Below are 25,989 nucleotides of genomic sequence, written 5' to 3' on the forward strand. Positions count from 1 at the left end.
AGCGTTGTGCGCCGCCCAAACCCTGATCATGCCCGGAGCCCAAGCCGCCGACACCACCCCTGCCCAGCAGCTGAGCCACTGGACAGCGCAAGCGGGTGCCCCGGCCCAGGCTGCGCGGGGCGAGGCCTTTTTCAAGCAAGGCCACGGCGGCGAATGGTCTTGCGCCTCATGCCACGGCACACCGCCCACAGCGCAGGGCAAGCACGCCAGCACCGGCAAAAGCATCGAGCCTCTGGCCCCGGCCTTCAATGCCAAAGCCTTCACCGACACGGCCAAAACCGACAAATGGTTCAAACGCAACTGCAAAGACGTGCTCAGCCGCGAATGCAGCGCCCAGGAAAAAGCCGATGTGCTGGCTTACCTGACCCGCATCAAACCCTGAAGCCCCCACGGCTCGCATGATGGAAACAAAACCCATGAACCCGCACTTGAAAACCACACCCTCCAGACACTGGGCTCACCCCGTCGCGCCGCCTTGGGTGCTGCACACCTTGGCTGTCGTCATGTTGAGCAGCTTGGGCTTGACCGCCGCACACGCCGACGGCTCGCGCATGCCCGCCAAAATTTTGCCCTCTTACACCGCCGAATGCGCCGCATGCCACACCGCCTACCCGCCCGGCATGCTGCCCGCACGGTCCTGGCAACGCGTCATGAAAGGGCTGGACCAACACTACGGCAGCGACGCTTCCCTGGACGCCAAAACCGTGACCGAGATCGGCCAATGGCTGCAAACCCATGCGGGCACCTACAAGCGCGTGGCCGAAGAGCCGCCGCAAGACCGCCTGACCCGCTCGGCCTGGTTCGAGCGCAAGCACCGCCAGATCGACAAGGCCGTCTGGCAGCTGCCCAGCGTCAAGTCAGCCGCCAACTGCGCCGCCTGCCACACCGGCACCGAACGCGGCATGTTCGACGACCACAACTTGAAACGCCCGGCCGGCCTGAGCGCCTCGCAAAGCCGCGCTTGGAACGACTGAAGAAAGCCCCACATGACCCACACCACGCCCCTCATTCCCGCCTCGCCGCCATCGGCTCCGGTGCGCACATCGTCCCCATCCATGGCCTCAGCCCCCCCTCAAACGCCCAGCAACCCGGCACCGGGCCGCTTGGTCATCGATGCGCCCATGCGCATGTTCCACGCCCTGTTTGCCCTGAGCTTTTGTGGGGCCTACATCACGGCCGACAGTGAACACTGGCGCTTGGTGCATGTGGTGCTGGGTTACACCTTGGCTGGCATGCTGGCCTTTCGGCTGGTGTACGGACTGGTCGGCCCCAGACCGGCGCGGCTGAGCACCTTGTGGCGCAAAAGCAGCGGTACCTGGGCCTGGCTCCAAACGGTCAAAGCGGCGTTGTCCAAAGGTGGCAGTTGGCAAACTGTGGCCTGGCGACAAGGCCCCATTTTGCTCATGGCCGCATCGCTGACCAGCTTGTTGCTGGTCGTGTTGCCCTTGACCCTGAGCGGTTACGGCACCTTCCACGAATGGGGCGGGGATGTGGGGGTCGAGGTGTTCGAGGCGCTGCACGAATTTTTTGGCAACACCGCTTTGGTTTTGGTGTTGGCGCACCTGGCTTTGTTGGCCGGACAAAGTTTTTGGCGCAAAAAGAACCTGGCCCTGCCCATGCTGACCGGCCGCATCGAAGGCAAAGGCCCGGACCTGGTGCCCAGCAACCGCGTCTGGCTGGCCGCTGGGCTGTTGCTGAGTGTGGGGGTCTATTGGGCTTGGGAGTTTTTTCTGAGCTTGGCCTGATGGCGGTGCCTAAGGTCCCCACAAGAGGGACTGAAAACGATGGTTTTCAAGTGAGCGGCTGACGCTTGTAAATGACGTGGTAAACCCCGGCCACCAGCACCGCGCCACCCAACACATTGCCCAAAATCACGGGCAGCAGATTGCCCAGCATGCCGGCCCAAGTGACGGTGGGGTGGCCCGTCAGGCCGTCGTGCTGCAGCAGCATGGCCAGCGGCATCAGGTACATGTTGGCGATGCTGTGCTCAAAGCCAGCCGCCACAAAGGCCATCACCGGCAGCATCACCGCCATGGCCTTGTCGGTCACGCTTCGCCCGGCCATGGCCATCCACACGGCCATGCACACCAGCACGTTGCACAGCACACCGCGCAACAAGGCCGAGACAAAGGGCAGCTCTTGCTTGGCCACGGCGATCTGCACCACCTTGAGGCCAATGGCGCCGCCGTTCAAGCTGGTGTGGCCGCTGGCAAACACCAGCAGCGCCAGTCCAGCGGCCCCCACGAAGTTGGCCAGGCACACAATGCCCCAGTTGCGCAGCACCTGCCCCGTGCTGACCCGGCCGTCGGCCCAGGCCATGACAATCAAGTTGTTGCCGGTGAACAGCTCGGCCCCGGCCACCACGACCATGAGCAAGCCCATGGCAAACACCAGGCCGCCCAGCACCGAGCTGGCCGCAAAGCCCAGGCTCGGGTCGGACTTGACCAGCACAAACAGCATGGCCCCCAAGCCAATGAAGGCCCCGGCCAACACGCCCAGCAAAGCCAGTGGCAGCGCGGCCATGCGGGCCTTGGTCTCGCCCACGGCCTCGATGCGGCGGGCGATGTCGACGGGACTGTAGGCGTCCGAGCCATAGAGATCTGACATGCGTGCTCCTGAAAAGGGCGGGTGGCGTTCGTCATATACTTGACCCATGCGCCGATTTGAACCCGATTGCGGGCGCCGAAACCGTGATGGTTTCGAAATTCAGCTAAATGGCGTGTGTTTCAACCCACTGAAGCCCGGCCCAGCTGACTGCGAAGCCGGGTTTTGTTTTTTGCACACCTGAACACATTCGATGCTGATCGCCGAATCCCAAAGCATGCTGTTTGAAGCCCCTTTGCCTTTGCAAAGTGGTGCGTCCCTCCGTGGCTATTCGCTGAGCTACGAAACCTACGGCACGCTCAACGCCGACCAATCCAATGCCGTGCTGATCTGCCACGCGCTCAACGCCTCGCACCATGTGGCAGGCGTGTATGCCGACCAACCCAAAAACCTGGGCTGGTGGGACAACATGATCGGCCCGGGCAAGTCACTCGACACCGACCGCTTTTTTGTGATCGGCGTGAACAACCTGGGCTCGTGCTTTGGCTCGACCGGCCCCATGCATGTGAACCCCGACACCGGGCGCGTGTATGGCGCGGACTTTCCCGTGATCACGGTGGAAGACTGGGTCAACGCCCAAGCTCGCTTGCTGGACGCTTTGGGCATTGAACAACTGGCCGCCGTGATGGGTGGCAGTTTGGGCGGCATGCAGGCATTGAGTTGGACGCTGCAGTACCCCGAGCGCGTGAAGCACGCGGTGGTGGTGGCCAGCGCCCCCAACCTGAACGCCGAAAACATCGCTTTCAACGAAGTGGCCCGCCGCGCCATCGTGACCGACCCCGACTTTCATGATGGGCACTTTTATGCCCACGGCGTGGTGCCCAAACGCGGCCTGCGCATCGCCCGCATGATCGGCCACATCACGTATTTGAGCGACGACGTGATGAACGAAAAGTTTGGCCGCGAGCTGCGCAGTGCCGTCAACAGCCCCACCGGCTACAAATACTCCACGCAGGAAGTCGAATTCCAGATCGAAAGCTACCTGCGCTACCAGGGCGACAAGTTCAGCGAGTACTTTGACGCCAACACCTATTTGCTGATCACCCGGGCGCTGGATTACTTTGACCCGGCCCGTGCCTTTGGCGGCGACCTGTCCAAAGCACTGGAGCGTGCCATCTGCAAGTTTTTGCTGATCAGCTTCACCACCGACTGGCGCTTTTCGCCGGCCCGCAGCCGCGAAATCGTCAAAGGCCTGATCGACAACCGCCGTGACGTGAGCTACGCCGAGATTGACGCGCCGCACGGCCACGACGCCTTTTTGCTCGACGACGAGCGCTACATGAACGTGGTGCGGGCCTACTTCGGCCAGATCGCCAACAGCCTGGGAGGTGCCGCATGAGCGACCCTTTGATCATGCAAGCCATCGCCCGCCTGGTGCCCCAAGGCGCCCGCGTGCTCGACCTGGGCTGCGGCGACGGTGCTTTGCTCGCCTATTTGCAAAAGCACAACGGCTGCACCGGCTACGGTGTGGAGCTGGACGACGCCAATGTGCTGGCCTGTGCCCAGCGTGGCGTGAACGTGTTGCAGCTCAACCTTGACCAGGGCCTGAAAGTTTTTGCCGACCAGTCGTTTGATGTGGTGCTGCAAATCGACACGCTGCAACACCTGCGCAACGCCGAAACCATGCTGCGCGAGACCGCCCGTGTCGGCAAGATCGGCATCGTGGCTTTCCCCAATTTTGCGCACTGGTTCAACCGCCTGAGCGTGCTGCGTGGCCGCATGCCGGTGACCAAGCGCCTGCCCTACCAGTGGTACGACACGCCCAACATCCGCGTGGGCACTTATGCCGACTTTGCCGACCTGGCCGGCAAGAACGATTTGCGCATCCTCGATGGGTTTGGCCTGCAACACGGTCAGGAAGTGCGGTTTTTGCCCAACCTCATGGCGGGCACGGCGGTGTTCAAGTTGCAGCGTCCTTGAGCCCTTGCCCGGGCTGATCCTGTGGGTCATGCGCACCCCATTTTTTGGCCTTTCATGACTCCCTCTGCCGCTCACACCGATCATCCCGCCCAATCCCGCAGCCACTCCCCGTGGCTGATTGCCAATGTGTTGGCCCAAATCGCATTTGGCTTGCTGGCCATGACCTTGTGCCTGCCCTCCATGCAGGAATGGGGCACCCTTTTTGCCACCGATCAGGCCCATGTGCAGCTGACCTTCAGTGCTTATGTGGTCGCCTACGGTGCTTTGCAGCTGGTGTATGGCCCCTTGTCGGACCGACACGGGCGCAAGCCCATGTTGATGCTGGGCCTGGGGGTGGCGGGCTTGGCCTCGGTGATGGCCGCGTTGGCCACCGACATCACGATGCTCACTGCCGCTCGGGTGCTGCAAGGCGCGGGCAGTGCGGCCAGCATGGTGGTGGGGCGCTCCATGGTGCAAGACCTGTTCACGGGTCCACAGCGCACCCGCGTCATGGCCTATATAGGCATGGCGCTGGGCATGTGTCCGCCACTGGCCACGTTGATTGGTGGGCAGATCCATGTGCGCTTTGGCTGGCAAACCAACTTTGTGCTGTTGGCGGTGCTGGCGCTGTTGCTTGCGGTGGCGGCGTGGCTCGGTTTGCCGCGTGTGACCCCCGCTGCGCCAGCTGCTGGCCATTGGCTGCGGGCCATGCTCAGCGCTTATGCCCGCCTGTTGCGCGAGCCCCGCTATGTGCTTTATGTGGTCATCCTTGCCGCCACGACCGCCACGTTTTACGCTTTTCTGGCCGGGGCACCCATCGTGCTCAAGGGTTATGGCATCGGGCCGGACGGCATTGGTTGGTTCATCATGGCCGTGCCTGTGTCCTATATTTTGGGCAATTTCATGACCTCCCGGTTCATTGCGCGTGCAGGCGAATCGCGCGTCATGGCCTGGGGTCAGAGCCTGACGGTCGCAGGATTGCTCATCATGCTGGCGCTGGGTTTGGCGGGCGTACAAACACCGCTGGCCGTGGCGTTGCCACTGCTTTTGCTGGGGCTCGGTCACGGCTTCATCAACCCGCCAGCACTGGCGGGCACGGTTGGCGTGCTGCCCGCACTGGCTGGATCAGCCGCAGCGGTGGCTGGCCTGATGCAACAACTGACCGGGGCCACGGGCGGCTATTTGGTCGGGCTGGTGCCGCACCAAGGCGCAGTCAATCTGGCTTGGATGATGTTGGCTTTCACATCGATGGCGGTGGCTGCGCAGTGGGGTTTGCGCCGTCGTTGAGCCGTGTTTCAGGCGGCGTTCTTTTTTTGCTGCACCACCATCCACATCAAGGCTGCCCCTGTCAGGGTCACAGGCAAGAGCGAGCCGATGTTGAGCCAAGTCCAGCCCTGTGTGGTGACCAGTGCCCCAGAGGCGAACGAGGTCACGGCCATGGTGGCGAACACAAAGAAGTTGATGGCCGCCTGACCCCGGTCTTTTTCGGCGGGGGTCCAAGCCTGCATGGCCAGTGTGGTGCTGCCGGTGAACAGGAAGTTCCAGCCCAGGCCGAGTAAGAACAGCGAGATCAGGAACTGGTGCAGCTCCACGCCCGACAAGGCAATTGCAATGCACACAAAGTTGATGACCACGCCCACCGCCATGATCTGCAGCGTGCCGAATTTCTTGATCAAGTGGCCCGTGAAAAAGCCTGGCGCAAACATGCCGATCACATGCCACTCCAGCACCAGTGCCGCATCGTCAAAACTGAAGCCGCACACCTGCATGGCCAGCGGTGTGGCTGCCATGAGCAAGTTCATCACGCCGTAGCTGAGTGCCGCAGCGGCGGCCGCCACAATGAACACCGGCTGGCGCATGATCTCGGACAGGGGCCTGCCCACGCTGTCGCCCGGCTTTTTGGCGGGCACTGCCGGAAATCGGATGAAGGCCATGCACACCATGGCCAAAATCGCCACGATGCCCAGCGCCATGTAAGCGCCCAAAAACGGCGTTTCATACAAAGTGCGGGTCCGCGAGGCCAGGTTGGGGCCGACGATGGCGCCGATTAAGCCACCCGCCAGCACCAGCGAAACCGCTTTTTCCTTGAATCCGTCTGCCGCTAATTCGGCCGCCGCAAAACGGTACAACTGGCCGTTGGCGCTGTAGTAACCCGCAATGACCGTGGCCGACACCAGCAGCCAGAAGTTGTGGCTCCAGGCAGCATAAGCGGCCAGCAGCGCCGAAAACAAAGCCACCACCAGCCCCAGCTGAAAAGACACCTTGCGCCCCCAGCGTGACTGGCTCTTGGCCACCAGCCCGGTCGACAGCGCACCGCCCACCACATAGCCCATGACCGGCAAAGTGGCCATCCAGCCCAGCGGTGCCATGGACAAACCCACCAGCCCGTTGATGGCGATGAAGGTGACGTTGTTGGTGAAGAACAGGCCCTGGCAGAGCGTGAGGAGGATCAAGTTGGGGTTCATGACAGGCAGTGTATCGCCAGCCACTTATAAAACCCTGTCGCCTCGGCGCACTGCCCGCGATGAACCTTTGCGCCCCACCCCCCATCGCCCCGAGGACGGGATTCCCACAAAAAGCAGAGCGACCCCCCTGTAGGATCGACGCCCCCGTCGCGAAAACACTCGCAGACCCCCAAGAATCGCCCCGAGGGCGGGGCTCCTACAAAACGCGGGGCATCCCCCTGTAGGAGCGACGCCCCCGTCGCGATAACCCTCGCAGACCACCAAGAATCGCCCCGAGGGCGGGGCTCCCACAAAACGCGGGGCATCCCCCTGTAGGAGCGACGCCCCCGTCGCGAAAACCCTCGCAGACCCCCAAGAATCGCCCCGAGGGCGGGGCTCCCACAAAACGCGGGGCATCCCCCTGTAGGAGCGACGCCCCCGTCGCGATAACCCTCGCAGACCACCAAGAATCGCCCCGAGGGCGGGGCTCCCACAAAACGCGGGGCATCCCCCTGTAGGAGCGACGCCCCCGTCGCGAAAACCCTCGCAGACCCCCAAGAATCGCCCCGAGGGCGGGGCTCCCACAAAACGCGGGGCATCCCCCTGTAGGAGCGACGCCCCCGTCGCGATAACCCTCGCAGACCCCCAACAATCGCCCCGAGGGCGGGGCTCCCACAAAAAGCAGAGCATCCCCCCTGTAGGAGCGACGCCCCCGTCGCGATAACCCTCGCAGACCACCAAGAATTGCCCGCAGGCTTCAGGCGCAGATGGCCAGCACCGCCAAGGGCGCGGTTTCAGCGCGCAGCACACGCGGGCCCAAGGTGACAGGCACAAATCCTGCCGCCAGGGCGCAGGCTTCTTCGCTCGGGCTCAGGCCCCCTTCGGGACCGCTGAGCACGGTGACGGGGCCGCTGCCGGTCATGGCCGACAGGGCTTGGGTGCCTTCGGACAAAGACAAGACCCAGCACTCCCCGGCTTCGGCCCGCGCCAACCACTCCTTGAGGGTCACGGCCGCGTGCACCGTGGGCACCCGGTTGCGCCCGCACTGCTCAGCAGCAGCCACGGCCACGCCTTGCCAGTGCGCCAGTTTTTTCTCAGCGCGTTCACCTTTGAGCTTGAGCACGCTGCGCTCGGCCACCAGGGGCGTGATGCTGGCCACGCCCAGCTCGGTGGCTTTTTCGACCAGCCAGTCCATGCGCTCGTTGGCGGTGATGCCGGCCAGCAGGTGAATGGCGCGTGCCGCTTCGCGCTCCACCGCGCGGTGCGCCCCCACTTCCACATCCACATCGCTGCGGCCCATGCGGGTGACGGTGGCGTCAAACTCGCCGCCTTCGCCGTTGAACAAGGTGATGACATCGCCCGGCTGCAGGCGTAGCACCTGCACATGGCGGGCGGCTCCCGCAGGCAGGCTGAGCGACAAGCCTGTGGCCAAAGGGGCGGGGCAGAAAAAGCGCGGCATGCTCACATGCGCCCGTAGGCAAAACTGACTTGGGGCGTGGTGCCTTCGATCTCGTCGATCAATTTGAGCAGCGGGCCCAGTTCGCGGTAACGGTCACAGGTGCTGCGGATGTAGTGGAGGAAGCGCGGCGCATCGGCCAGGTATTTGGGCTTGCCGTCGCGCAGGGTCAGGCGGGCAAAGATGCCGGCCACTTTGAGGTGGCGCTGCAGGCCCATCCATTCGACTGCGCGGTAGAACGAGCCAAAGTCGCTGTGCCAGTCTTCAAAGTCCATCAAGCCCGCCTTGCGGGCTTTTTCCCAGTAGCGGATGGTGATGTCGAGCACAAAGTCTTCGTCCCAGGTGAGGAAGGCGTCGCGCATCAGGCTGGCGATGTCGTAGCTGATGGGGCCGTAAACCGCGTCCTGAAAATCCAATACACCCAGTTGTGCACTGCTGCCACAAGGCATCATCAAATTGCGCGGCATGAAGTCGCGGTGCACATACACACTGGGCGCGGCCAGATTGCGTTGCACGATCAGGGCGAAGGCCTTGTCGAACACCTCGCGCTGCGCACCTTGCAGCTGCACGCCCCGGTGCTGGGCCAAATACCAATCGGGGAACAGGCTCAGTTCGCGGTTCAGCAAAGCGGCGTCATAGGGTGGCAGCACGCCCGGGCGCGAGGCCAGCTGCCACTGCACCAGTGCATCGACCGCCTGCATGTACAGGCCGTGGTTGGCCTGAGGGCGCTCGGGGTCGATGGCCGACATCATGGTGGCGTCGCCCAAGTCGCTCAGCAGCATGAAGCCGTGGGCTTCGTGCCAGTCCAACACCTCGGGTGCCTTCAGGCCTGCGTTTTGCATCAATGTGGCCACCTGCACAAAGGGACGGCTGTTTTCCTTGTCCGGTGGTGCATCCATGATGATGCGGGTCTGGCCTTGTTGGGTGTCCACCCGCAAATAACGCCGAAAGCTCGCATCGGCAGAGGCGATACGGACCGATTCGGGCACAAGACTGTGGGGACGGGACAAGCTTTCAAGCCAAGCATTGAAGTGACTTTGGCGCAGGGAATCGGCCCAAAGGACCTCGTGGCTCGCAGCGTCAGCGCTGGTGTGGGGCAAAGTGGGGGGCAGGTGGGGGTGGCTCATGGATAATCCGATTCTACAAAGCCTGTTGTTGCACCCGCCGTGTGACCTGACTGCCTCCTCTACCCTGCCCTCTGTCTGTGAAGTTCATCTCTGCCCGTTTTTTGCTGCTGCCCACGTTGGCTTCGCCCTTGGCCCTTGGCCTGGCGGGCGCAGTGTTGTGCGGCATGCCTGTGGGCACAGTTTGGGCGCAAGCCCGCGTCGATGGCTCCGTGCTGACTTTGCGCAGCAGCCCTTTGCTGGAAGAGGCGGTTTCAGACAGGCAAAAAAAAGAAGCCCCAACCTTTGTACAAGCGCAGCAGCTGACGGTGCGGCCCGACCTGGATGTGCAATTGCAGGGTCAGGCCACCATCCGCCGTCCGGGCCTGAGCATCCGGGCCGATCGCCTGGACTATGACCAGACACAAGACGAGGTGAAGGCCTCGGGGGATGTCCGTGTGAGCCGGGATGGGAGTTTGTTTGTGGGCCCAAGTCTGGTCCTTCAAATGGACAGTTTTCGGGGCCAGTTGATGCAACCGCGCTTTGAGTTGTACAAAAGCAGTGGCTATGGCGATGCGGCATCTTTGGTGTTTTTGGACAGCGATCGTGCGGTGATGCAGCAAGTGAGCTACACCACCTGTCGGCGCAAACCCGGTCCCGAGTGGCTGCCAGAGTGGGTGCTCAAGGCCACGCGCCTGACACTGGACAACGAAGAGTCCAGTGCCTTGGCCGAGGGGGTTCAGTTGCGCTTTCAGGACGTGCCATTGATGGCTTTGCCGGCCGTCAGTTTTGCCCTGACCGAAGACCGCAAGTCGGGTTTGCTGCCGCCTTTGGTGGGCATTGACACGACCAATGGTGTGCAGGTCTCGCAGCCCTATTACTTCGACATTGCGCCCAACCGCGATGCCACGGTCAACACCCATGTGATGAGCAAACGCGGCGTGGCCGTGGACACCGAGTTTCGTTACTTGGAACCCGATTACAACGGTCAGTTGCGCTTGAACCTGATGCCCTCAGACAGCTTGCGTCAGCAAAACCGCTGGGGCTTGTCGGCCCAGCACCAAGGCGGTATCGAGACTGGTCTGCAAGGTCTTGGGCGGATCGGTCTGGGCTTGAGCGTGAACCGGGTCAGTGACGACAATTACTGGCGCGATTTTTCGCGGTCGGGCCAAGTCCTGACCCAACGTTTGCTGCCCTCGACCGGCACTTTGGCCTGGGCCTTGGGTGATTTGAGCATGAGCGCTCAGGTGCAGCGCTGGCAAACTTTGCAGGACGTCAGTGCGCCCATCACCCCGCCTTATGACCGGGCCCCTCAAATCACTTTGCGCTACGGCCAATGGCAAGCCGATGGCATGGATTGGTCCATCGTCGGGGACACCACCCGGTTTGAGGCCGACTATTCACGCATCCCCAACAGCACCGCTTTGCCGCGCAACGGCGAGCGCAGCTTTGTGCAAGCCCAAGTCAGCCGCCCCTGGATACGGCCCTGGGGCTTTGTCACACCCAAGTTGCAATTGCACGCGACCCGCTACCAGCTCGATGGGGTCATGGACAACGGCAACCGCTCGGCCAACCGGGTGTTGCCCACCTATTCGCTCGATTCGGGTCTTGTGCTGGAGCGCGAAACCCAATGGTTTGGCCGCCAAGTGGTGCAGACCCTGGAGCCTCGGGCTTTTTATGTGCGCACACCCTACCGCGATCAGAGTTTTCTGCCGGTGTATGACAGCGGTGCCACCGACTTCAACCTCTCCACCATTTACAGCGAAAACGCCTACGTGGGTCACGACCGTTTGATCGACAACGACGCCTTGACGCTGGGCGTGACCAGTCGCTTTTTTGATGCGGCCAATGGGGCTGAGATGCTGCGCGTGGGCATGGCGCAGCGCATCCGTTTTTCTGACCAGCAGGTGGTCTTGCCCGGACAAACCGCTGCCAAGACCGGTTTGAGCGACATGCTCTTGGGGGCCGGTGTGCGCTGGGATGACCGGTGGGCGCTCGATGCCACCGTGCAACTGAACAACCAAACCAACAAAGTCAGCCGCAACACTTTGCAAGGCCGCTACAGCCCCAGTCCCTACCGCGTGGTCAACGCGGCTTACCGCCTTAACCGCGATGTCAGTGAACAAGTGGACCTGGGCTGGCAGTGGCCACTGAGCGACCTCATGGGGCGACGCGACGACGCGGCAGAATCGGCCTGGACCCGTGCCCCCGGTCAAGGCTTGGGCCCTGACCGCTGGTACACCGTGGGGCGCATGAACTTCAGCATCAACGAGCGCCGTTTGGTGGACAGTTTGTTGGGCTTTGAATACGACGGTGGCTGCTGGCTGGGGCGCATTGCTTTTGAGCGTTTGCAAAGCACCGTGAGCACCGCCACCAGCCGTTTGCTGTTCCAATTGGAGTTCATTGGCTTGGCTCGTGTGGGTGCCAGTCCTTTGTCGGCCCTGCGCAACAACATTCCCCGATATCAGAATCTGCGCGATAACTTTGTCGCACCCAGTCGTTTTCAAAACTATGAATAAATCCATGTCTTCTGTTCGATGGGCTTTGCTGACCACTCTTTGCATGGGCACTGTGGGGTTGGCAACGGCTCAGGCCCCGACCTCTGCAGTCGCCATTCGCCCGGCCGATTTCATTGTGGCTGTGGTCAATTCAGAACCCATTACCAACCAGGAAGTCCAAGCACTGGCCCAGCGCCTGACGCGTGAAACACAAAACCAAGCCCAGCGTCCCCGTGCTGAAGACATCAAGGCCCAGGCGCTGGAGCAACTGATTGGCGAAAAAGTCCAGCTTCAGCAAGCGCGGGACATGGGCATCGTGATCGATGCCGAGGCACTGGACATGGCCGAACAGAATGTGGCCAGCAGCAACCAGCTCACGCGCGATGAGTTGCGCAAACGCGTGCAACAAGAAGGCATGTCGGTCAACCAATACCGCGAGCAACTGAGCAAGCAACTGACCCTGACGCGCATTCGCGAGCGTGAAGTCGAGGGACGTGTGCGCGTGAGCGACCTGGAAGTCGAGAAGTTTTTGCAGGACCGCCTGAAAGAGCAAGCGGCCCAATCTGCCCAAGCCCCTGCTGAGTTGAACCTGGGCATGATCCTGATTGCGGTGCCCGAAAACAGCACCGAGGCCCAAATCCAGCAACTCGCCGGGCAGGCCCGCCAAATTGCACAACGGGCACGCACCGGTGAAAATTTTGCGGCCCTGACCAAAACCTATTCACAAGCCCCTGACCTGGCCGCCAACAGCGGCGTGCTGGGTCTGCGCTCGGCCAGTCGTTATCCCGAATTGTTTGTCAATGCAACCCAAGCTTTGGCCGTAGGGGGCGTGACCGAGCCCGTGCGCTCAGGGGCTGGTTTTCATATTTTGAAAGTGCTGGAGCGTCGGCAACCTTCGGCCAATTTGACCATCACCCAAACCCGCGCTCGGCACATCTTGTTGCGCCCGGGGGCTCAGTTGTCGCAAGACCAAGCATTGGCGCAGTTGGCCAGCGTTCGGCAAGACATTCTCGCGGGCAAAGCTGATTTTGCAGCGGTGGCCAAACGCCTGTCGCAAGACGGCAGCGCTCAACAAGGTGGTGATTTGGGCTGGGCCAATCCGGGCATGTTTGTGCCCGAGTTCGAACAAGTCATGAACCGATTGCGCCCGGGCCAGCTGGCAGAGCCCTTGGTGTCTCGTTTTGGCGTGCACCTGATCGAGGTGACCGATCGCCGCAATGCCCCGCTGTCCGATGCCGAGCAACGCGACATGGTTCGCAAAGTCTTGCGTGAGAAAAAGCTCGACGAGGCCTACACCGTCTGGGCCGAAGACCTGCGTGGCCGCGCCTATGTCGAGATGCGCGAGCCGCCCCAATGAAGCACATTGCCCGCAAACGATTTGGTCAGCACTTTCTGACCGATGGCGGCATCATCGATGCCATCGTCGACGCGATCAGCCCACAGCCAGGGCAAGCCATGGTCGAAATCGGGCCTGGCTTGGCCGCTTTGACCCAACCCCTGGTGGAACGCCTGGGACACTTGACGGTGATCGAGCTGGACCGTGATTTGGCCGTGCGCTTGCGTGAACACCCCCACCTGTCGGTGGTGGAGTCCGATGTGCTCAAAGTGGACTTTGGCGCATTGGCCACGCACATGCTGGCCTCGTCTGAAGCCGCTGCAAGCCCAAAAATCCGTGTGGTGGGCAATCTGCCGTACAACATCTCCACCCCCATCTTGTTTCATTTGCTGGCGCAAGTCGATGTGATCGAAGACCAGCATTTCATGCTGCAAAAAGAAGTCATCGACCGCATGGTGGCCAAACCCGCAAGCTCGGACTACAGCCGCCTGTCGGTCATGCTGCAGTGGCGATACGAGATGGCCAATGTGCTGTTTGTGCCCCCCGAAAGTTTTGATCCACCGCCCAGGGTGGACAGCGCGGTGGTGCGCATGGTGCCACTGGCCACTCCGCCAGTGGTGAACGTCAAAACCTTGGAGACCTTGGTGCAAGTGGCCTTCAGTCAACGCCGCAAGATTTTGCGTAACACCTTGGGCAAATGGTTGGATGAAAAAGGCTTTGCTGGGCAGTTTGATTTGCAGCGCCGCGCCGAAGAGGTGCCCGTGGCCGAGTTTGTGGCCTTGGCCCAAGCCGTCTGAACGAACGTCAGCCTCGGGGTGGGTTCCTACAGGGGGTCAGCAGCTGATGCTTGTCTTTGTGGGAGCCAGCCTGCTGGCGATGGGTGTTTGCCCTTGGCCAAAGAAAAAGCCCGTCGATGACGGGCTTTTTCTGGAGGGCCGCTGAAAGCGGCTCATGGTGGGGTCAGGCGGCTGCGAGCCAGTAACCTGCGTTGAATGGGCTGCTCATGCGCAGCGCCAAGGGCGACACGTCCACCAATTTGTCGGTGGGCATTTTTTCGCCGTCTTCGACCGATTCGGCCATCACGGCGTCTTCGGTTTGTGCCTCATTCGCCCGTCCTGCTTGGCTGTTTTGCGCAGAACGGGCTACAGAAAAGAATAGAAGCATCGGAAAGGAACTTTCCGGTCTCCCCAGTAATCGGCCGTGTCACGGAAGATGTCGAGCAATTGCTCGCGTGCTTCCTTGTCAAACTTGACGTGCGCAGGAATTTGCTCCAGCACCACGATGAAGCCAGGCTGTGGGCCAGACTTGTGCAAAGGGTCGGTCATGCAGTCGTACAAGGCATCAAAGTTCTTGCCAAAGTGCGAAGGCAGGGTGAATTGCGCACCAATCAGGTCCAACACGTCTTGTTTGCTCTGGGCTTCGGCCAGGTTGGCGTACAAAAAGTGGTGGCCCAGGCCTTGGGCGGCTTCTTGCAAATCGCTCACGCGGTAAGCGCGAATCGACTGCACGATGTTGGACCGCACACCTTTCAAGGGTGTCTCTTGGTCCGGGCGAATCGGCATGTCCATCTCCGTGGTCTTTCTTAAAGTCTAAAAAAATCAGGGCTTGTCGACAATCATGCGAAAACTCGCGTAATGGTCTTGCGTGTAGTAACAGGCTTTCGGTTCAGCGGGCACCAAACCACCGCAAACAATGCGGCGAGCTCCCCGGTTCCTCGCACCCGGCGTCCTGACGGTGTATTCACGGTAATAGCCCCTCGCCTCACGCGGCAGAATGCGCTCGCGGTTGCCAAAAATCGTACCGTCCTTTTCGTAAGGAAAAGGACCTCCTTGACGGATCTTCAGGTACGTTTCTTGGCCTTCGCGGGGCAATTCTGTTGTCAACATGGTTGACAAAGCTTGCACCTCTTGGGATGTGCGGGCCTGCACAGCATGTGTGCAAACCATCAAAAACAAACCCATCACCATGGCAAGCCAAGGATGACGGGTCACGGCTTGTTGTGCCACCCTCATGAATTTACCTTTCAGGAGCATCCGGGTTTACCCGAAAACTCGAAGGCGCTAGTGTGCGACAAATGCGACAAAAATGCAAGCGATTGCCCAATAATTAGGCAAAGACAGTTTGCATACTTTTATCAAATGTGAACTTACACCGTCTTCATGCCGCTCAACGGGCCGCGTTGGCGTCTGCCACCGTGAGCGCCGTCATGTTCACAATGCGACGCACCGTGGTGCTGGGCGTCAAAATGTGCACGGGCTTGGCGGCACCCAGCAAAACCGGGCCGACGGCAATGTTGCCGCCCGCAGCGGTTTTGAGCAGGTTGTAGGCAATGTTGGCGGCGTCAATATTGGGCAAAACCAGCAAATTGGCATCACCCACCAAGGTGCTGTTGGGCATGATGACCTTGCGCGAGGCAGCGTCGAGGGCCACGTCACCGTGCATTTCGCCATCCACTTCCAGCCAGGGCGCGTTTTGACGCAGCAGGTCCAGCACCTCACGCATCTTGACGGCGCTGGGCTGGTTGGACGAGCCAAAGTTCGAGTGCGACAACAGGGCCGCCTTGGGCTGGATGCCGAAACGGCGCATTTCTTCGGCGGCCATGATGGTGAACTCAGCCAATTGCGCGGCCGTGGGGTCGTAGTTCACATGGGTGTCGACCATGAAGACTTGGCGGCCCGGCAGCATCAAGCCGTTCATGCAGGCAAAGGTGTTGACGCCCGCCCGCTTGCCTACCACTTGGTCGATGTAGTTCAGGTGCATGGGGTTGGTGCCCCAGGTGCCGCAGATCATGCCGTCCACATCGCCTTTGTGCAGCAACATGGCGCCAATCAGGGACAAGCGGCGTCGCATCTCGATCTTGGCAATTTGCTCGGTGATGCCCTTGCGCTCGGTCATGCGGTGGTAGGTCTGCCAAAAATCACGGTAGCGGTGGTCCATCTCGACGTTGACCACGTCGTAGTCCAGCTCTTCTTTCAAGCGCAGGCCAAATTTTTCGATGCGCTCGGCGATCACGGCCGGGCGACCGATCAAAGTGGGACGTGCAATGCCCTCGTCCACCACGATTTGGGATGCACGCAGCACGCGTTCTTCTTCGCCTTCGCTGTAGGCGATGCGCTTTTTCAGGGCGCGTTTGGCGGCCGTGAAAATCGGCTTCATCATGGTGCCTGATGCATAGACAAAGCCTTGCAGGCGTTCGCGGTAGGCGTCCATGTCGGCGATCGGGCGCGAAGCCACGCCGCTCTCCGCTGCAGCCTGGGCCACGGCTGGGGCGATTTTCATCATCAGGCGCGGGTCAAAGGGCTTGGGAATCAGGTACTCGGGGCCAAAGGCCAGCGGCTCGCCCACATAGGCTGCAGCCACCACTTCGCTTTGCTCGGCCTGGGCCAGCTCGGCGATCGCGTGCACCGCGGCGATTTCCATCTCCAGCGTGATGGTGGTCGCGCCGCAATCCAAAGCACCCCGGAAGATGTAGGGGAAGCACAGGACGTTGTTGACCTGGTTGGGGTAATCGGTGCGGCCTGTGGCCATGATGGCGTCGTCGCGCACAGCTTTGACGTCTTCGGGGTTGATCTCGGGGTTGGGGTTGGCCAGCGCAAAAATCAATGGCTTGGCGGCCATGGACTGGACCATGTCCTGCTTGAGCACACCGCCTGCCGACAGGCCCAGGAACACATCGGCCCCGGCAATCACTTCACGCAGGGTGCGGTGCTCGGTTTTTTGCACGAACTGGATCTTGTCTTCGTCCATCAGCTCGGTGCGACCTTCGTACACCACGCCGGCCAGGTCGGTGACCCAGATGTTTTCACGCGGGATGCCCAGCTTGACCAGCAAACCCAGGCAAGCCAAGGCCGCTGCGCCAGCACCCGAGGTGACCAGCTTGATCTGCTTGGGGTCTTTGCCCACGATCTTCAGGCCGTTCAAGATGGCCGCGCCCACCACGATGGCGGTGCCATGTTGGTCGTCGTGAAAGACCGGAATCTTCATGCGCTCGCGCAACTTGCGCTCGATGTAGAAGCAATCGGGCGCCTTGATGTCTTCGAGGTTGATGCCGCCAAAAGTGGGTTCGAGCGAGGCAATGATCTCGACCAGCTTGTCCGGGTCTTTTTCGTTGATCTCGATGTCGAACACGTCGATGCCCGAGAACTTCTTGAACAAGACGCCCTTGCCTTCCATGACCGGCTTGCTGGCCAGCGGGCCGATGTCGCCCAGGCCCAGCACGGCGGTGCCGTTGGTCACCACACCCACCAGGTTGCCCCGGCTGGTGTACTTGAAGGCGTTGGCCGGGTCTTTGACGATTTCTTCGCAAGGGGCAGCCACGCCGGGCGAATAGGCCAGGGCCAGATCGTGCTGGTTGACCAGCTGCTTGGTGGGGGCGATAGCGATTTTGCCGGGGGTGGGGAACTCGTGGTATTCGAGTGCGGCTTTGCGCAGCTGGGCGCGTTTTTCTTCGGCTTGGACCTTGTTGGTCATTTTTTGGCTCCGTTGTAGGGAAGTGCTGTCAGGGCTGCCGGGGTTCAGCAGCCAAGGCGCATGGCAAAGAATTTGTCAACGCGCATGGCGACAGTCGGGCGGTATTTTCATTGTAGACCCGGGATTCAAGGTGTTGAGTCCGGGTAATGCCCATAGAAAGTGAGTTGGCTTTTGACTTTTGCGCACAAATGGCGGGGTTCAGCGCAAATGCTTCCAGGCTTTGTGCTGCAAGGCCTCGGTCACGCGGGTCGAACGAGAGCCTGCCAGCACTTGGCATGTGGCCCCAGCTTGCAAAAAGCCGGGTTTGTCGACCGCCAAATAAAAGCCACAGCGCCCGCTTTGCACCATGTCTTTGGCGGCTTGCGCGTAGCCCATGACGGCGTTGAATTTGCCGCAGGGCTCGCGCGGTTGAGTGACACGCAAGACCACGTCGCCAAAGTCGAGGCGGTCGCCAATGAAAAGTTCATGTTCGAGCAGGCCTTGCAAGCTCAGGTTTTCGCCCAAATAGCCTGGTGCCAACGCTTCTTCAAACATCGTTGCGCCCTGGGCCTGTCGCTGCGCCTGCCACCAGGGCAGATGTTCAGATGGCAGGGCGTACACCGCCTTGCTCAGGCCCCCATGCACCGACAAGTCGGCTTGCTCGTCACCGGCCAAGCCCAGCAGTCCCAGCTCGACGGGTCCAGAAACCGTGGTTTTGCCAATGGCCGACACCAGTTTGCGCCCGCCCACCATGAGGGGGCGCACCTGGCCGGTCTGGATAGAGAGCAATTGCCCTGAGGCGTGCGGCGGCATGGGCCTTTCAGCCCCGCATCAAGTCTTCGATCTCGTCGGCCTTCACCGGCACGCCGCGCGTGATCAGCTCGCAACCGGTGGCGGTCACGATGGCATCGTCTTCGATGCGGATGCCGATGTTGTGGAACTGCTCGGGCACGCCGGGGGCAGGGCGCACATACAAGCCTGGCTCGATGGTCAGCACCATGCCCGGCTGCAGGATGCGGCTGGGGCGGTCTTTGATCAACTCGCCGCTCAGCGGGTCTTTGCGCTCGCTGACCTGGCCCACCTGCGAGGGCTCGACATAGCTGCCGCAGTCGTGCACGTCCATGCCCAACCAGTGGCCGGTGCGGTGCATGTAGAACTGGAAATAGCTGCGGTTGGTGATCACGTCTTGCGCGTTGCCCACCTTGTTTTTGTCGAGCAAGCCCACGTCGAGCAGGCCCTGCGCCAGCACGGCCACGGTGGCCTCGTGCGGGTCCACAAAACGGGCACCGGCCTTGGTGGCGGCCACGGCCGCGTCTTGCGAGGCCAGCACCAGGTCGTACAAAACGCGTTGCGGCCCGGTGAATGTGCCGTTGGCGGGGAAGGTGCGTGTGATGTCGCTGGCATAACCGTCCAACTCGCAACCGGCATCGATCAGCACCAAGTCGCCGTTTTGGATCAAGGCCGTGTCGGCGCGGTAATGCAACACGCAGGCATTGGCCCCGCCGGCCACGATGGAGCCATAGGCCGGGTACTGCGAGCCGTGCTGGCGGAACTCGTGCAGCAACTCGGCGTCGAGGTGGTATTCGCGCACCTCTTGGCCCGCACGCAGCATGGCCGCGCTGCGTTGCATGGCGCGGATGTGGGCACGGGCGCTGATAGCGCTGGCGCGGCGCATGATGTCTTGTTCGTGCGCGTCTTTGACCAAGCGCATCTCGTCCAGCAGGCTGCACAAATCGCGCTGCTGCTCGGGGCACAAAGCGCCATAACGCACCCGCGCACGCACCGACTGCAGCCAACCGTTCACCAGGCTTTCCAGCCCCGTGTGGATGGCAAAGGGATACCACACGGTGCTGCGGTTTTCCAGCAACTTGGGCATGTGCGCGGCCATCTCGCCGATGGGCAAGGCCCGGTTCACGCCCAAAGCGGCGGGTGCTGCGTCTGGCCCCAAACGGATGCCGTCCCAAATTTCGCGCTCCAAGTCTTTGGGCTGGCAAAACAGCGTGCACTCGCCCTCGGCCGTGATCACCAAACTGGCGTGCGGCTCGGTGAAGCCGGTCAGGTAATAAAAGTAACTGTCATGCCGGTACAGGTAATCGCTGTCGCGGTTGCGCTGGCGCTCGGGCGCGGTGGGGATGATGGCAATACCGCCTGCGCCCAATTGGGCAGCGAGGCGGGCACGGCGTTGGGCGTAGAGGGGGTTTGAAGTCATTTGAACATTGTAGAAGGCCACCCCTGTGACCCATGTCCGCGCAGCGGTAGACCCATGCACAAACAGGGGCTCGCGCCCGCCCAGTTTGTGCGACTTTGAGGGTTTACTTTTTGCAACCGGCCTTGATCAAGGCCGTGTCCACCGCCTCAACTTCACCTTTCCACTTTGCGACGTCGCCTGCGTGATCGCCAGAAAGTTTGCTGGCAGGAATCAAGGCAACAAAGACCGTGGCCGCATCAATGTTGGCTTTGGAGTCTTGCATGGACGAGAACTTTTGCAACTCGGCACGGGCCGTGCTCATGTCCGTGTTCAGCTGTGTGCAGTCACGGCCGGCATATTTTTCGTGCGACACATACGAGGCAGAAATACTTTCCGGACGTGTGGCGCATGCGGCCAAGGTCAACAAAGACACTGCAGCCAAGCAGAATTTGAATTTTGAGTTCATTGATATGATTTTTTTGATAAAAATGCCCATTAAATGGGTACTTTGATCATACCAAGTCGGCCAAACGCTGCGGCGTGCCCACATCGGCCCAGGCACCCGCGTATACCTCGCCGGTCACTTGCCCCCGGTCCATGGCGGCACGCAACAAAGGCGCCAGTGCCAGTGCCACGCCTTGGGGGTTGCCTGCAGGCACACCGCAATGGGCAAAAAAAGCTTGTTTGTACAGCGCGATGGTGCTGAAGGTGTACTTGCAAGCCGCCGCGCCTTTGGGCAAGTTGAGCACTTGAGCGGTGTCCGACAAACCAAAGTCGCCAGCCAGGTTGTGCTCGGGGTTGGGCACCAGCCACAAATGGGCCAAGGCAGCACTGGCCTCAAAACGCTGCACAGCCTCTGGCGCAAACACAAAATCGGGCGCAAACACATCGCCCGCAACCACCCAGAACACGTCATCGAGCAGAGGCAAGGCCCGCACAATGCCACCCGCCGTCTCCAGCGCCTGGCCAAAGTCTTGGCCTTCGTGCGAATAAGTCATCTGCACCTCGGGCAGGCCAGGCCAGGTGATGCGCTCACCCCATTGCGCCGAAATTTGCTCGCCCAACCAGGCCGTGTTGGTCAACTGGCGCACAAAACCGCCCCGTGCGAGCGCCTGCATGGGCCACTGCATGAGGGGCTGGCCGCGCACGCGCAGCAGCGGTTTGGGGGTCACATCGGTCAGGGGACGCATGCGCTCGCCGCGTCCGGCGGCAAGGATCATGGCTTGGGCTGGGGCCGCACCGTTCGGGCGTGTTTGTGCAGAAGTTGAAATCGACATCACGGCATGTTGCCACGCTTTGAGGCGCTCACGAGACAGAACAAGCCCACGGGCTGACCCTAAACTGCTGACCCGCGTCCCACCCACCAGCTCAAGTCCGGTTCAGGGGTGGGGCCGAAGAAAGAGATTGTCATGACACGCCCGCTGCCTCCCGTCATCGCCGCTGCACAAAGCGCATCCCAACGCATGGCCGACCGCCACACCCCCTTTGTCATGAACGACTGGTACGTGGCCGCTTTTGGCCAGGAGATCACGGACCAATTGCTCGCCCGCACGCTGCTGGGCCGTCGTCTGGCTTTTTACAGAACCACCGCTGGCCAAGTGGTGGCCCTGGAAGACCGTTGCCCACACCGCTCCATGCCCTTGTCGGCCGGCACATTGGAACAAGACACCATCGTGTGCGCCTACCACGGACTGCGTTTCAACACCGAGGGTGATTGCATCGAGGTGCCCTCGCAGGCGACGTGTCCCAAAAACGTGGGCATCCGGGCTTACCGCACCCACGAACGCGGGGCCGTGGTCTGGATTTGGATGGGCGAGGCGGAGCAAGCCGACTTGTCCAAGCTGCCCCCACAAGACTGGATGGACAGCGTTGACTGGGAGCGTTCACAAGGCTACCTCGGCCTGCAAGCGAGCTATGTGCGCCTGCACGAAAACCTGCTGGACCTGACGCACCTGAGCTTTTTGCACGCCAAAAGTTTTGGCACCCCCGATTACGCCAAAGCCGCGTTCGAAAGTGAAATAGGCGATGGCCAATTCGCTTTGCTGCGCAACGTGGTGCCCACCACCTTGCCCCCGGTGTGGGCCGTGCCCACGGGCTTGACGGGCAAGGGCCAAGCCGCCCGCATCGTGCGCTCGGAGTTCCGCAGCTTGGGGCTGCACGAAGTCTCGGTGACTTTCTACGACTGCCACCTGCCCGAAAACGAACGCCCGCAATACCGCATTCGCACCGCGCACATGCCCACGCCCGAAATCGCCACCAGCACGCACTACTTCATCGTGCACGGGCGCGACTTTGCCTTGCAAGACTCGGCCACCACCCGCTTCATGCACGAGCAGTTGTTTGTGGCTTTTCAAGAAGATGTGGACGGCCTGGTCTTGCAGGAACTGGCCTTGGCCAACACACCGGCCGAGGATTTGTACGAATTTTCAGTGGCTGCCGATGCCCCCGCTGTGGCCATGCGCCGCTACGTGCTGGCACGTCAACAAAGCGAAGCCCAAGCCTGAGTCCAGCGCACAGGCTGCAAGCGCAGCGCCACCCCATGGACAAACGCTAAAATCTCGGGTTTTCCCGAATTCTTCACCGGAGTTGCCCTCTCATGGCCAATCAACAACAAATGGCGAACGCCATCCGCGCGCTCGCAATGGACGCCGTTCAACAAGCCAACTCCGGTCACCCCGGCGCCCCCATGGGCATGGCCGACATGGCCGTCGCTTTGTGGGGCGATCACCTGCAACACAACCCCAAAAACCCGCACTGGGCCAACCGCGACCGCTTCGTGCTGTCCAACGGCCACGGCTCCATGCTGATCTATTCGGTGCTGCACCTGACCGGCTACAAGCTGCCGATTGAAGAACTCAAGAATTTCCGCACCCTGCACAGCAAAACCGCAGGCCACCCCGAAGTGGGCGTGACCCCCGGCGTGGAAACCACCACCGGCCCATTGGGCCAAGGCATCACCAACGCCGTGGGCATGGCGTTGGCCGAAAAAATGCTGGCCGCCGAGTTCAACCAAGAAGGCCACGCCATCGTCAACCACCACACCTACGTGTTCATGGGTGACGGCTGCCTGATGGAAGGCATCAGCCACGAGGCCGTGGCCCTGGCCGGTGCCTGGAAACTGAACAAACTGATTGCGCTGTACGACGACAACGGCATCTCGATCGACGGCCAAGTCGCCCCATGGTTCATCGACAACACGCCCCAGCGTTTTGCCGCCTGTGGCTGGAACGTGATCGACGCTGTGGACGGCCACGACGCCGCTGTCGTGTCGGCCGCCATTGCCAGTGCCAAACACAGCGCCGACAAGCCCACCCTGATCGTCTGCAAGACCGCCATCGGCAAAGGCTCGCCCAACCGTGCAGGCACCTCCAAAGCCCACGGCGAGCCTTTGGGTGCTGAAGAAATCAAACTCACCCGCGAAGCCTTGGGCTGGACGGCCGAGCCCTTCAAGATCCCCAAAGAGGTGTACGCCGATTGGGACGCCAAAGCCGCTGGCAAAGCCCGCGAAGACGAGTGGAACACCGCCTTTGCCGCTTACAAAGCCGCCTTCCCGGCACAAGCCAAAGAGTTTGTGCGCCGCATGAAGGGCGACTTGCCCAAGAACTTCAACCAGGTGGCGTTTGACGCCGTGGTCGCCGCCCACACCAAGGGCGAGACCGTGGCCAGCCGCAAGGCCAGCCAGCTGGCGCTGGAAGCCTTCACCGCTGCCCTGCCTGAAATGCTGGGCGGTTCGGCCGACCTCACGGGCTCTAACCTGACCAACACCAAAAGCACCCCCGCCTTCCGCGTGGACCTGGCGGGCGACGTGGTCAAGACCGAAGACGGCCAAATCGGTCGCCACATCAACTACGGCGTGCGCGAATTCGGCATGGCCGCCATCATGAACGGCGTGGCCCTGCACGGTGGCTACATCCCTTACGGCGGCACCTTCCTCACTTTCTCTGACTACTCGCGCAACGCCATCCGCATGGCCGCGCTGATGAAGCAGCGCGTGATCCACGTCTTCACCCACGACTCCATCGGTCTGGGCGAAGACGGCCCGACCCACCAGTCGATCGAGCACGCCGCCAGCCTGCGCCTGATCCCTGGCCTGGACGTGTGGCGTCCGGCCGACACGGCCGAAACCACCGTGGCCTGGGCTGTGGCGCTGCAAAACGCTCACCGTCCATCGGCCCTGCTGCTCAGCCGTCAAAACCTGGCCTACTCGCCCAAGAGCGATCTGGGCGACATCAGCCGTGGCGCTTATGTCTTGTCCGAGCCTGAGCACGTCGGCATCAAGAAGACCCACGGCGTGATCATCGCCACCGGCTCTGAAGTGCAACTGGCCTTGGCCGCGCAAAAACTGCTGGCCGAACGCAAGATCGGTGTGCGCGTGGTCTCCATGCCCAGCACCAATGTGTTTGACCGCCAAGACACCGAATACAAACAAAGCGTGCTGCCCAAGGGCCTGCCCCGTGTGGCGGTCGAGATGGGCTCCACCGACGGCTGGTGGAAATACGGCTGCGCCGCTGTGGTCGGCATCGACACCTACGGCGAGTCGGCCCCCGCGTCTGTGCTCTTCAAACACTTCGGCTTCACTGCCGAAAACGTGGCCGACACGGTCCACACTGCGCTGCTCAAGGCCTGATGGACACCCCCATCACGAACCCATGCGGGTTCGTGGTGGGGCCAGTCGGCCACTGACCGGCCGGACCGCTTCAACGTCATTTGGCTTGACTAAGTGCACAAGACAGGTCCGGGGATCAGGCCCATGCAAGGGTTTTGATTTCAAATCCGGTTACGTAACGGTTTAGTAACTTATCTCCTGAGGCTCTCACCATGACCATCAAGCTGGGTATCAACGGATTTGGCCGCATCGGCCGTCTGGCTCTTCGCGCCGCCCTCAAACACGGCTACGACGATATCCAGATCGTCGGCATCAACGACCCCAAGCCGTCCGACTACCTGGCCTACATGCTCAAGTACGACAGCGTGCACGGCCGCTTTGACGGCACGGTGGACTTCACCGAAGACACCCTCATCGTCAACGGCAAAAAGATCAAGCTCTCGCACGAGCGCGATGCACACAACCTGCGCTGGGGCGAGATGGGCGTGCACACCGTGCTCGAATGCACGGGCCACTACCTGACCGAGCCCACCAGCCAAATGCACCTGGCTGCGGGCGCCAAAAAGGTCGTGATCTCGGCCCCGTCCAAAGACAGCATCCCCATGTTCGTCTATGGCGTGAACCACAAAAAATACGCAGGCGAAGCCATCGTGTCGAATGCGTCATGCACCACCAACTGCCTGGCCCCCGTGGTCAAAGTGCTGCAAGACAAATGGGGCATCAAGCGCGGCCTCATGACCACCGTGCACGCCGCCACCGCCAGCCAAATGACCGTGGACGGCTCGTCCCGCAAAGACTGGCGCGGCGGCCGTGGCATCCTGGAAAACATCATCCCCAGCAGCACGGGCGCGGCCAAGGCCGTGGGCGTGGTCATCCCCGAAATCAAGGGCAAGATCACCGGCATGGCCTTCCGCGTGCCCACGTCTGACGTGTCGGTGGTGGACCTCACGGTGGAGCTGAACAGCGACGCCAGCTACGCCGAAATCTGCGCCGAGATGAAAGCACAAAGCGAAGGCGCCCTCAAAGGCGTGCTGGGTTACACCGACGAAAAAGTGGTCTCCACCGACTTCCGTGGCGAATCCTGCGCCAGCGTGTTTGACGCAACCGCCGGCATCGCGCTCGACAAGAGCTTCGTCAAGATCGTCGCCTGGTACGACAACGAATGGGGCTACGCCAAGCAGTGCCTGGAGATGGTGCGGGTGGTGGCCAAGAAGAAGTGAGCTTGACCGCCCCCATGAAAAAAGCGCCTTCGGGCGCTTTTTTCATGGGCGATGGTTTTCTGTAGGGGCGGTGCACTCGCCGCGATCAATCCTGAGCGAAACATTGGCGGTGTTTGCCGCTGTGTGCGGTGACGACGGGGATGCGGGTTGCGTGGGGGTATCGGCGGGTGGGGTGAAACTGAGGTG

General features: G+C 61.5%; 24 protein-coding genes. 12 read left to right on the top strand and 12 right to left on the bottom strand.

Going from position 1 to position 25,989, the window contains the following annotated elements:
• The first annotated feature begins 28 nt into the window (after positions 1-28).
• From AMM41_RS07235 to AMM41_RS07245, 3 genes are all read left to right on the top strand, one after another.
• A complete protein-coding gene (locus tag AMM41_RS07235) occupies positions 29-382 on the top strand; it encodes a DUF1924 domain-containing protein (protein WP_089956278.1) in 354 nt (117 codons plus the stop codon).
• Between the two features lie 121 nt (positions 383-503).
• Entirely contained in the window at positions 504-974 is a 471-nt protein-coding gene (locus AMM41_RS07240; protein ID WP_089956283.1) for a diheme cytochrome c, read from the top strand.
• 12 nt (positions 975-986) lie between these two features.
• Positions 987-1,745 (top strand): cytochrome b/b6 domain-containing protein, encoded by a 759-nt coding sequence (locus AMM41_RS07245; RefSeq protein WP_228769145.1) that lies wholly within the window; start codon positions 987-989, stop codon positions 1,743-1,745.
• A 46-nt stretch (positions 1,746-1,791) separates the two neighbouring features.
• Here the strand turns inward: AMM41_RS07245 and AMM41_RS07250 are convergent, their stop codons facing one another.
• Positions 1,792-2,607, bottom strand: coding sequence for a formate/nitrite transporter family protein (locus AMM41_RS07250; RefSeq protein WP_089955426.1), 816 nt, complete (start codon positions 2,605-2,607; stop codon positions 1,792-1,794).
• Positions 2,608-2,797: 190 nt separating this feature from the next.
• Between AMM41_RS07250 and AMM41_RS07255 the strand changes: the two genes are divergently transcribed.
• From AMM41_RS07255 to AMM41_RS07265, 3 genes are read left to right on the top strand one after another with little or no spacing between them, the layout of a single operon-like run.
• The gene (locus AMM41_RS07255) at positions 2,798-3,943 is read left to right on the top strand and encodes a homoserine O-succinyltransferase MetX (protein ID WP_089955430.1); all 1,146 of its coding nucleotides are present in this window, start codon (positions 2,798-2,800) and stop codon (positions 3,941-3,943) included.
• Positions 3,940-4,524: a methionine biosynthesis protein MetW gene (gene metW / locus AMM41_RS07260; RefSeq protein ID WP_089955434.1), complete on the top strand. Its 585-nt coding sequence runs from the start codon at positions 3,940-3,942 to the stop codon at positions 4,522-4,524. Before AMM41_RS07255 ends, metW begins: the two co-directional genes overlap by 4 nt.
• A 54-nt stretch (positions 4,525-4,578) precedes the next feature.
• Complete coding sequence (locus AMM41_RS07265; protein WP_146186221.1) at positions 4,579-5,790, top strand: Bcr/CflA family efflux MFS transporter; 1,212 nt, start codon at positions 4,579-4,581, stop codon at positions 5,788-5,790.
• Between the two features lie 8 nt (positions 5,791-5,798).
• On the opposite strand, the gene AMM41_RS07270 is transcribed toward AMM41_RS07265, so the two are convergent.
• From AMM41_RS07270 to AMM41_RS07280, 3 genes are all read right to left on the bottom strand, one after another.
• Positions 5,799-6,968: an MFS transporter gene (locus AMM41_RS07270; RefSeq protein ID WP_089955440.1), complete on the bottom strand. Its 1,170-nt coding sequence runs from the start codon at positions 6,966-6,968 to the stop codon at positions 5,799-5,801.
• A 736-nt stretch (positions 6,969-7,704) separates the two neighbouring features.
• Positions 7,705-8,406 (bottom strand): 16S rRNA (uracil(1498)-N(3))-methyltransferase, encoded by a 702-nt coding sequence (locus tag AMM41_RS07275; protein WP_089955443.1) that lies wholly within the window; start codon positions 8,404-8,406, stop codon positions 7,705-7,707.
• A 2-nt stretch (positions 8,407-8,408) separates the two neighbouring features.
• On the bottom strand, positions 8,409-9,530 hold the full coding sequence (locus AMM41_RS07280; RefSeq protein ID WP_089955447.1) for an aminoglycoside phosphotransferase family protein: 1,122 nt from the start codon (positions 9,528-9,530) through the stop codon (positions 8,409-8,411).
• Positions 9,531-9,607: 77 nt separating this feature from the next.
• On the opposite strand from AMM41_RS07280, the gene AMM41_RS07285 reads away from it, so the two are divergent.
• The 3 genes from AMM41_RS07285 to rsmA are packed head-to-tail and all read left to right on the top strand — an operon-like array spanning position 9,608 to position 14,137.
• Positions 9,608-12,025 carry an LPS-assembly protein LptD gene (locus tag AMM41_RS07285; protein ID WP_228769146.1) on the top strand — a complete coding sequence of 806 codons (2,418 nt, stop codon included), beginning with the start codon at positions 9,608-9,610 and terminating at the stop codon, positions 12,023-12,025.
• A gap of 4 nt (positions 12,026-12,029) precedes the next feature.
• Positions 12,030-13,361, top strand: a complete 1,332-nt coding sequence (locus tag AMM41_RS07290; protein ID WP_228769147.1) for a peptidylprolyl isomerase — start codon at positions 12,030-12,032, stop codon at positions 13,359-13,361.
• Complete coding sequence (gene rsmA / locus AMM41_RS07295; RefSeq protein WP_089955457.1) at positions 13,358-14,137, top strand: 16S rRNA (adenine(1518)-N(6)/adenine(1519)-N(6))-dimethyltransferase RsmA; 780 nt, start codon at positions 13,358-13,360, stop codon at positions 14,135-14,137. The genes AMM41_RS07290 and rsmA overlap by 4 nt, the downstream gene beginning before the upstream one ends.
• A 163-nt stretch (positions 14,138-14,300) precedes the next feature.
• On the opposite strand, the gene AMM41_RS07300 is transcribed toward rsmA, so the two are convergent.
• From AMM41_RS07300 to AMM41_RS07335, 8 genes are all read right to left on the bottom strand, one after another.
• Positions 14,301-14,504: a hypothetical protein gene (locus AMM41_RS07300; RefSeq protein WP_089955461.1), complete on the bottom strand. Its 204-nt coding sequence runs from the start codon at positions 14,502-14,504 to the stop codon at positions 14,301-14,303.
• Positions 14,483-14,908 (bottom strand): barstar family protein, encoded by a 426-nt coding sequence (locus AMM41_RS07305; protein WP_089955465.1) that lies wholly within the window; start codon positions 14,906-14,908, stop codon positions 14,483-14,485. The genes AMM41_RS07300 and AMM41_RS07305 overlap by 22 nt, the downstream gene beginning before the upstream one ends.
• A 30-nt stretch (positions 14,909-14,938) precedes the next feature.
• On the bottom strand, positions 14,939-15,352 hold the full coding sequence (locus tag AMM41_RS07310) for a guanyl-specific ribonuclease (protein ID WP_089956292.1): 414 nt from the start codon (positions 15,350-15,352) through the stop codon (positions 14,939-14,941).
• Positions 15,353-15,506: 154 nt separating this feature from the next.
• On the bottom strand, positions 15,507-17,810 hold the full coding sequence (locus AMM41_RS07315) for an NADP-dependent malic enzyme (protein ID WP_089955469.1): 2,304 nt from the start codon (positions 17,808-17,810) through the stop codon (positions 15,507-15,509).
• Between the two features lie 198 nt (positions 17,811-18,008).
• Positions 18,009-18,602: an MOSC domain-containing protein gene (locus tag AMM41_RS07320; protein WP_089955473.1), complete on the bottom strand. Its 594-nt coding sequence runs from the start codon at positions 18,600-18,602 to the stop codon at positions 18,009-18,011.
• 7 nt (positions 18,603-18,609) lie between these two features.
• Positions 18,610-19,998, bottom strand: coding sequence for an aminopeptidase P N-terminal domain-containing protein (locus AMM41_RS07325; protein ID WP_089955476.1), 1,389 nt, complete (start codon positions 19,996-19,998; stop codon positions 18,610-18,612).
• 103 nt (positions 19,999-20,101) lie between these two features.
• On the bottom strand, positions 20,102-20,443 hold the full coding sequence (locus AMM41_RS07330) for a hypothetical protein (RefSeq protein ID WP_089956295.1): 342 nt from the start codon (positions 20,441-20,443) through the stop codon (positions 20,102-20,104).
• 46 nt (positions 20,444-20,489) lie between these two features.
• On the bottom strand, positions 20,490-21,197 hold the full coding sequence (locus AMM41_RS07335) for a sugar phosphate nucleotidyltransferase (protein WP_089956298.1): 708 nt from the start codon (positions 21,195-21,197) through the stop codon (positions 20,490-20,492).
• Between the two features lie 189 nt (positions 21,198-21,386).
• On the opposite strand from AMM41_RS07335, the gene AMM41_RS07340 reads away from it, so the two are divergent.
• From AMM41_RS07340 to gap, 3 genes are all read left to right on the top strand, one after another.
• Positions 21,387-22,481: an aromatic ring-hydroxylating dioxygenase subunit alpha gene (locus AMM41_RS07340; RefSeq protein WP_089955480.1), complete on the top strand. Its 1,095-nt coding sequence runs from the start codon at positions 21,387-21,389 to the stop codon at positions 22,479-22,481.
• 92 nt (positions 22,482-22,573) lie between these two features.
• The gene (gene tkt / locus AMM41_RS07345; protein WP_089955484.1) at positions 22,574-24,604 is read left to right on the top strand and encodes a transketolase; all 2,031 of its coding nucleotides are present in this window, start codon (positions 22,574-22,576) and stop codon (positions 24,602-24,604) included.
• A gap of 191 nt (positions 24,605-24,795) precedes the next feature.
• A complete protein-coding gene (gene gap, locus AMM41_RS07350; protein ID WP_089955487.1) occupies positions 24,796-25,803 on the top strand; it encodes a type I glyceraldehyde-3-phosphate dehydrogenase in 1,008 nt (335 codons plus the stop codon).
• Positions 25,804-25,989 lie beyond the last annotated feature (186 nt).

The organism is Limnohabitans sp. 2KL-3 (assembly GCF_001269405.1).
In the GTDB taxonomy this organism is placed as follows: Bacteria; Pseudomonadota; Gammaproteobacteria; order Burkholderiales; family Burkholderiaceae_C; genus Limnohabitans_A.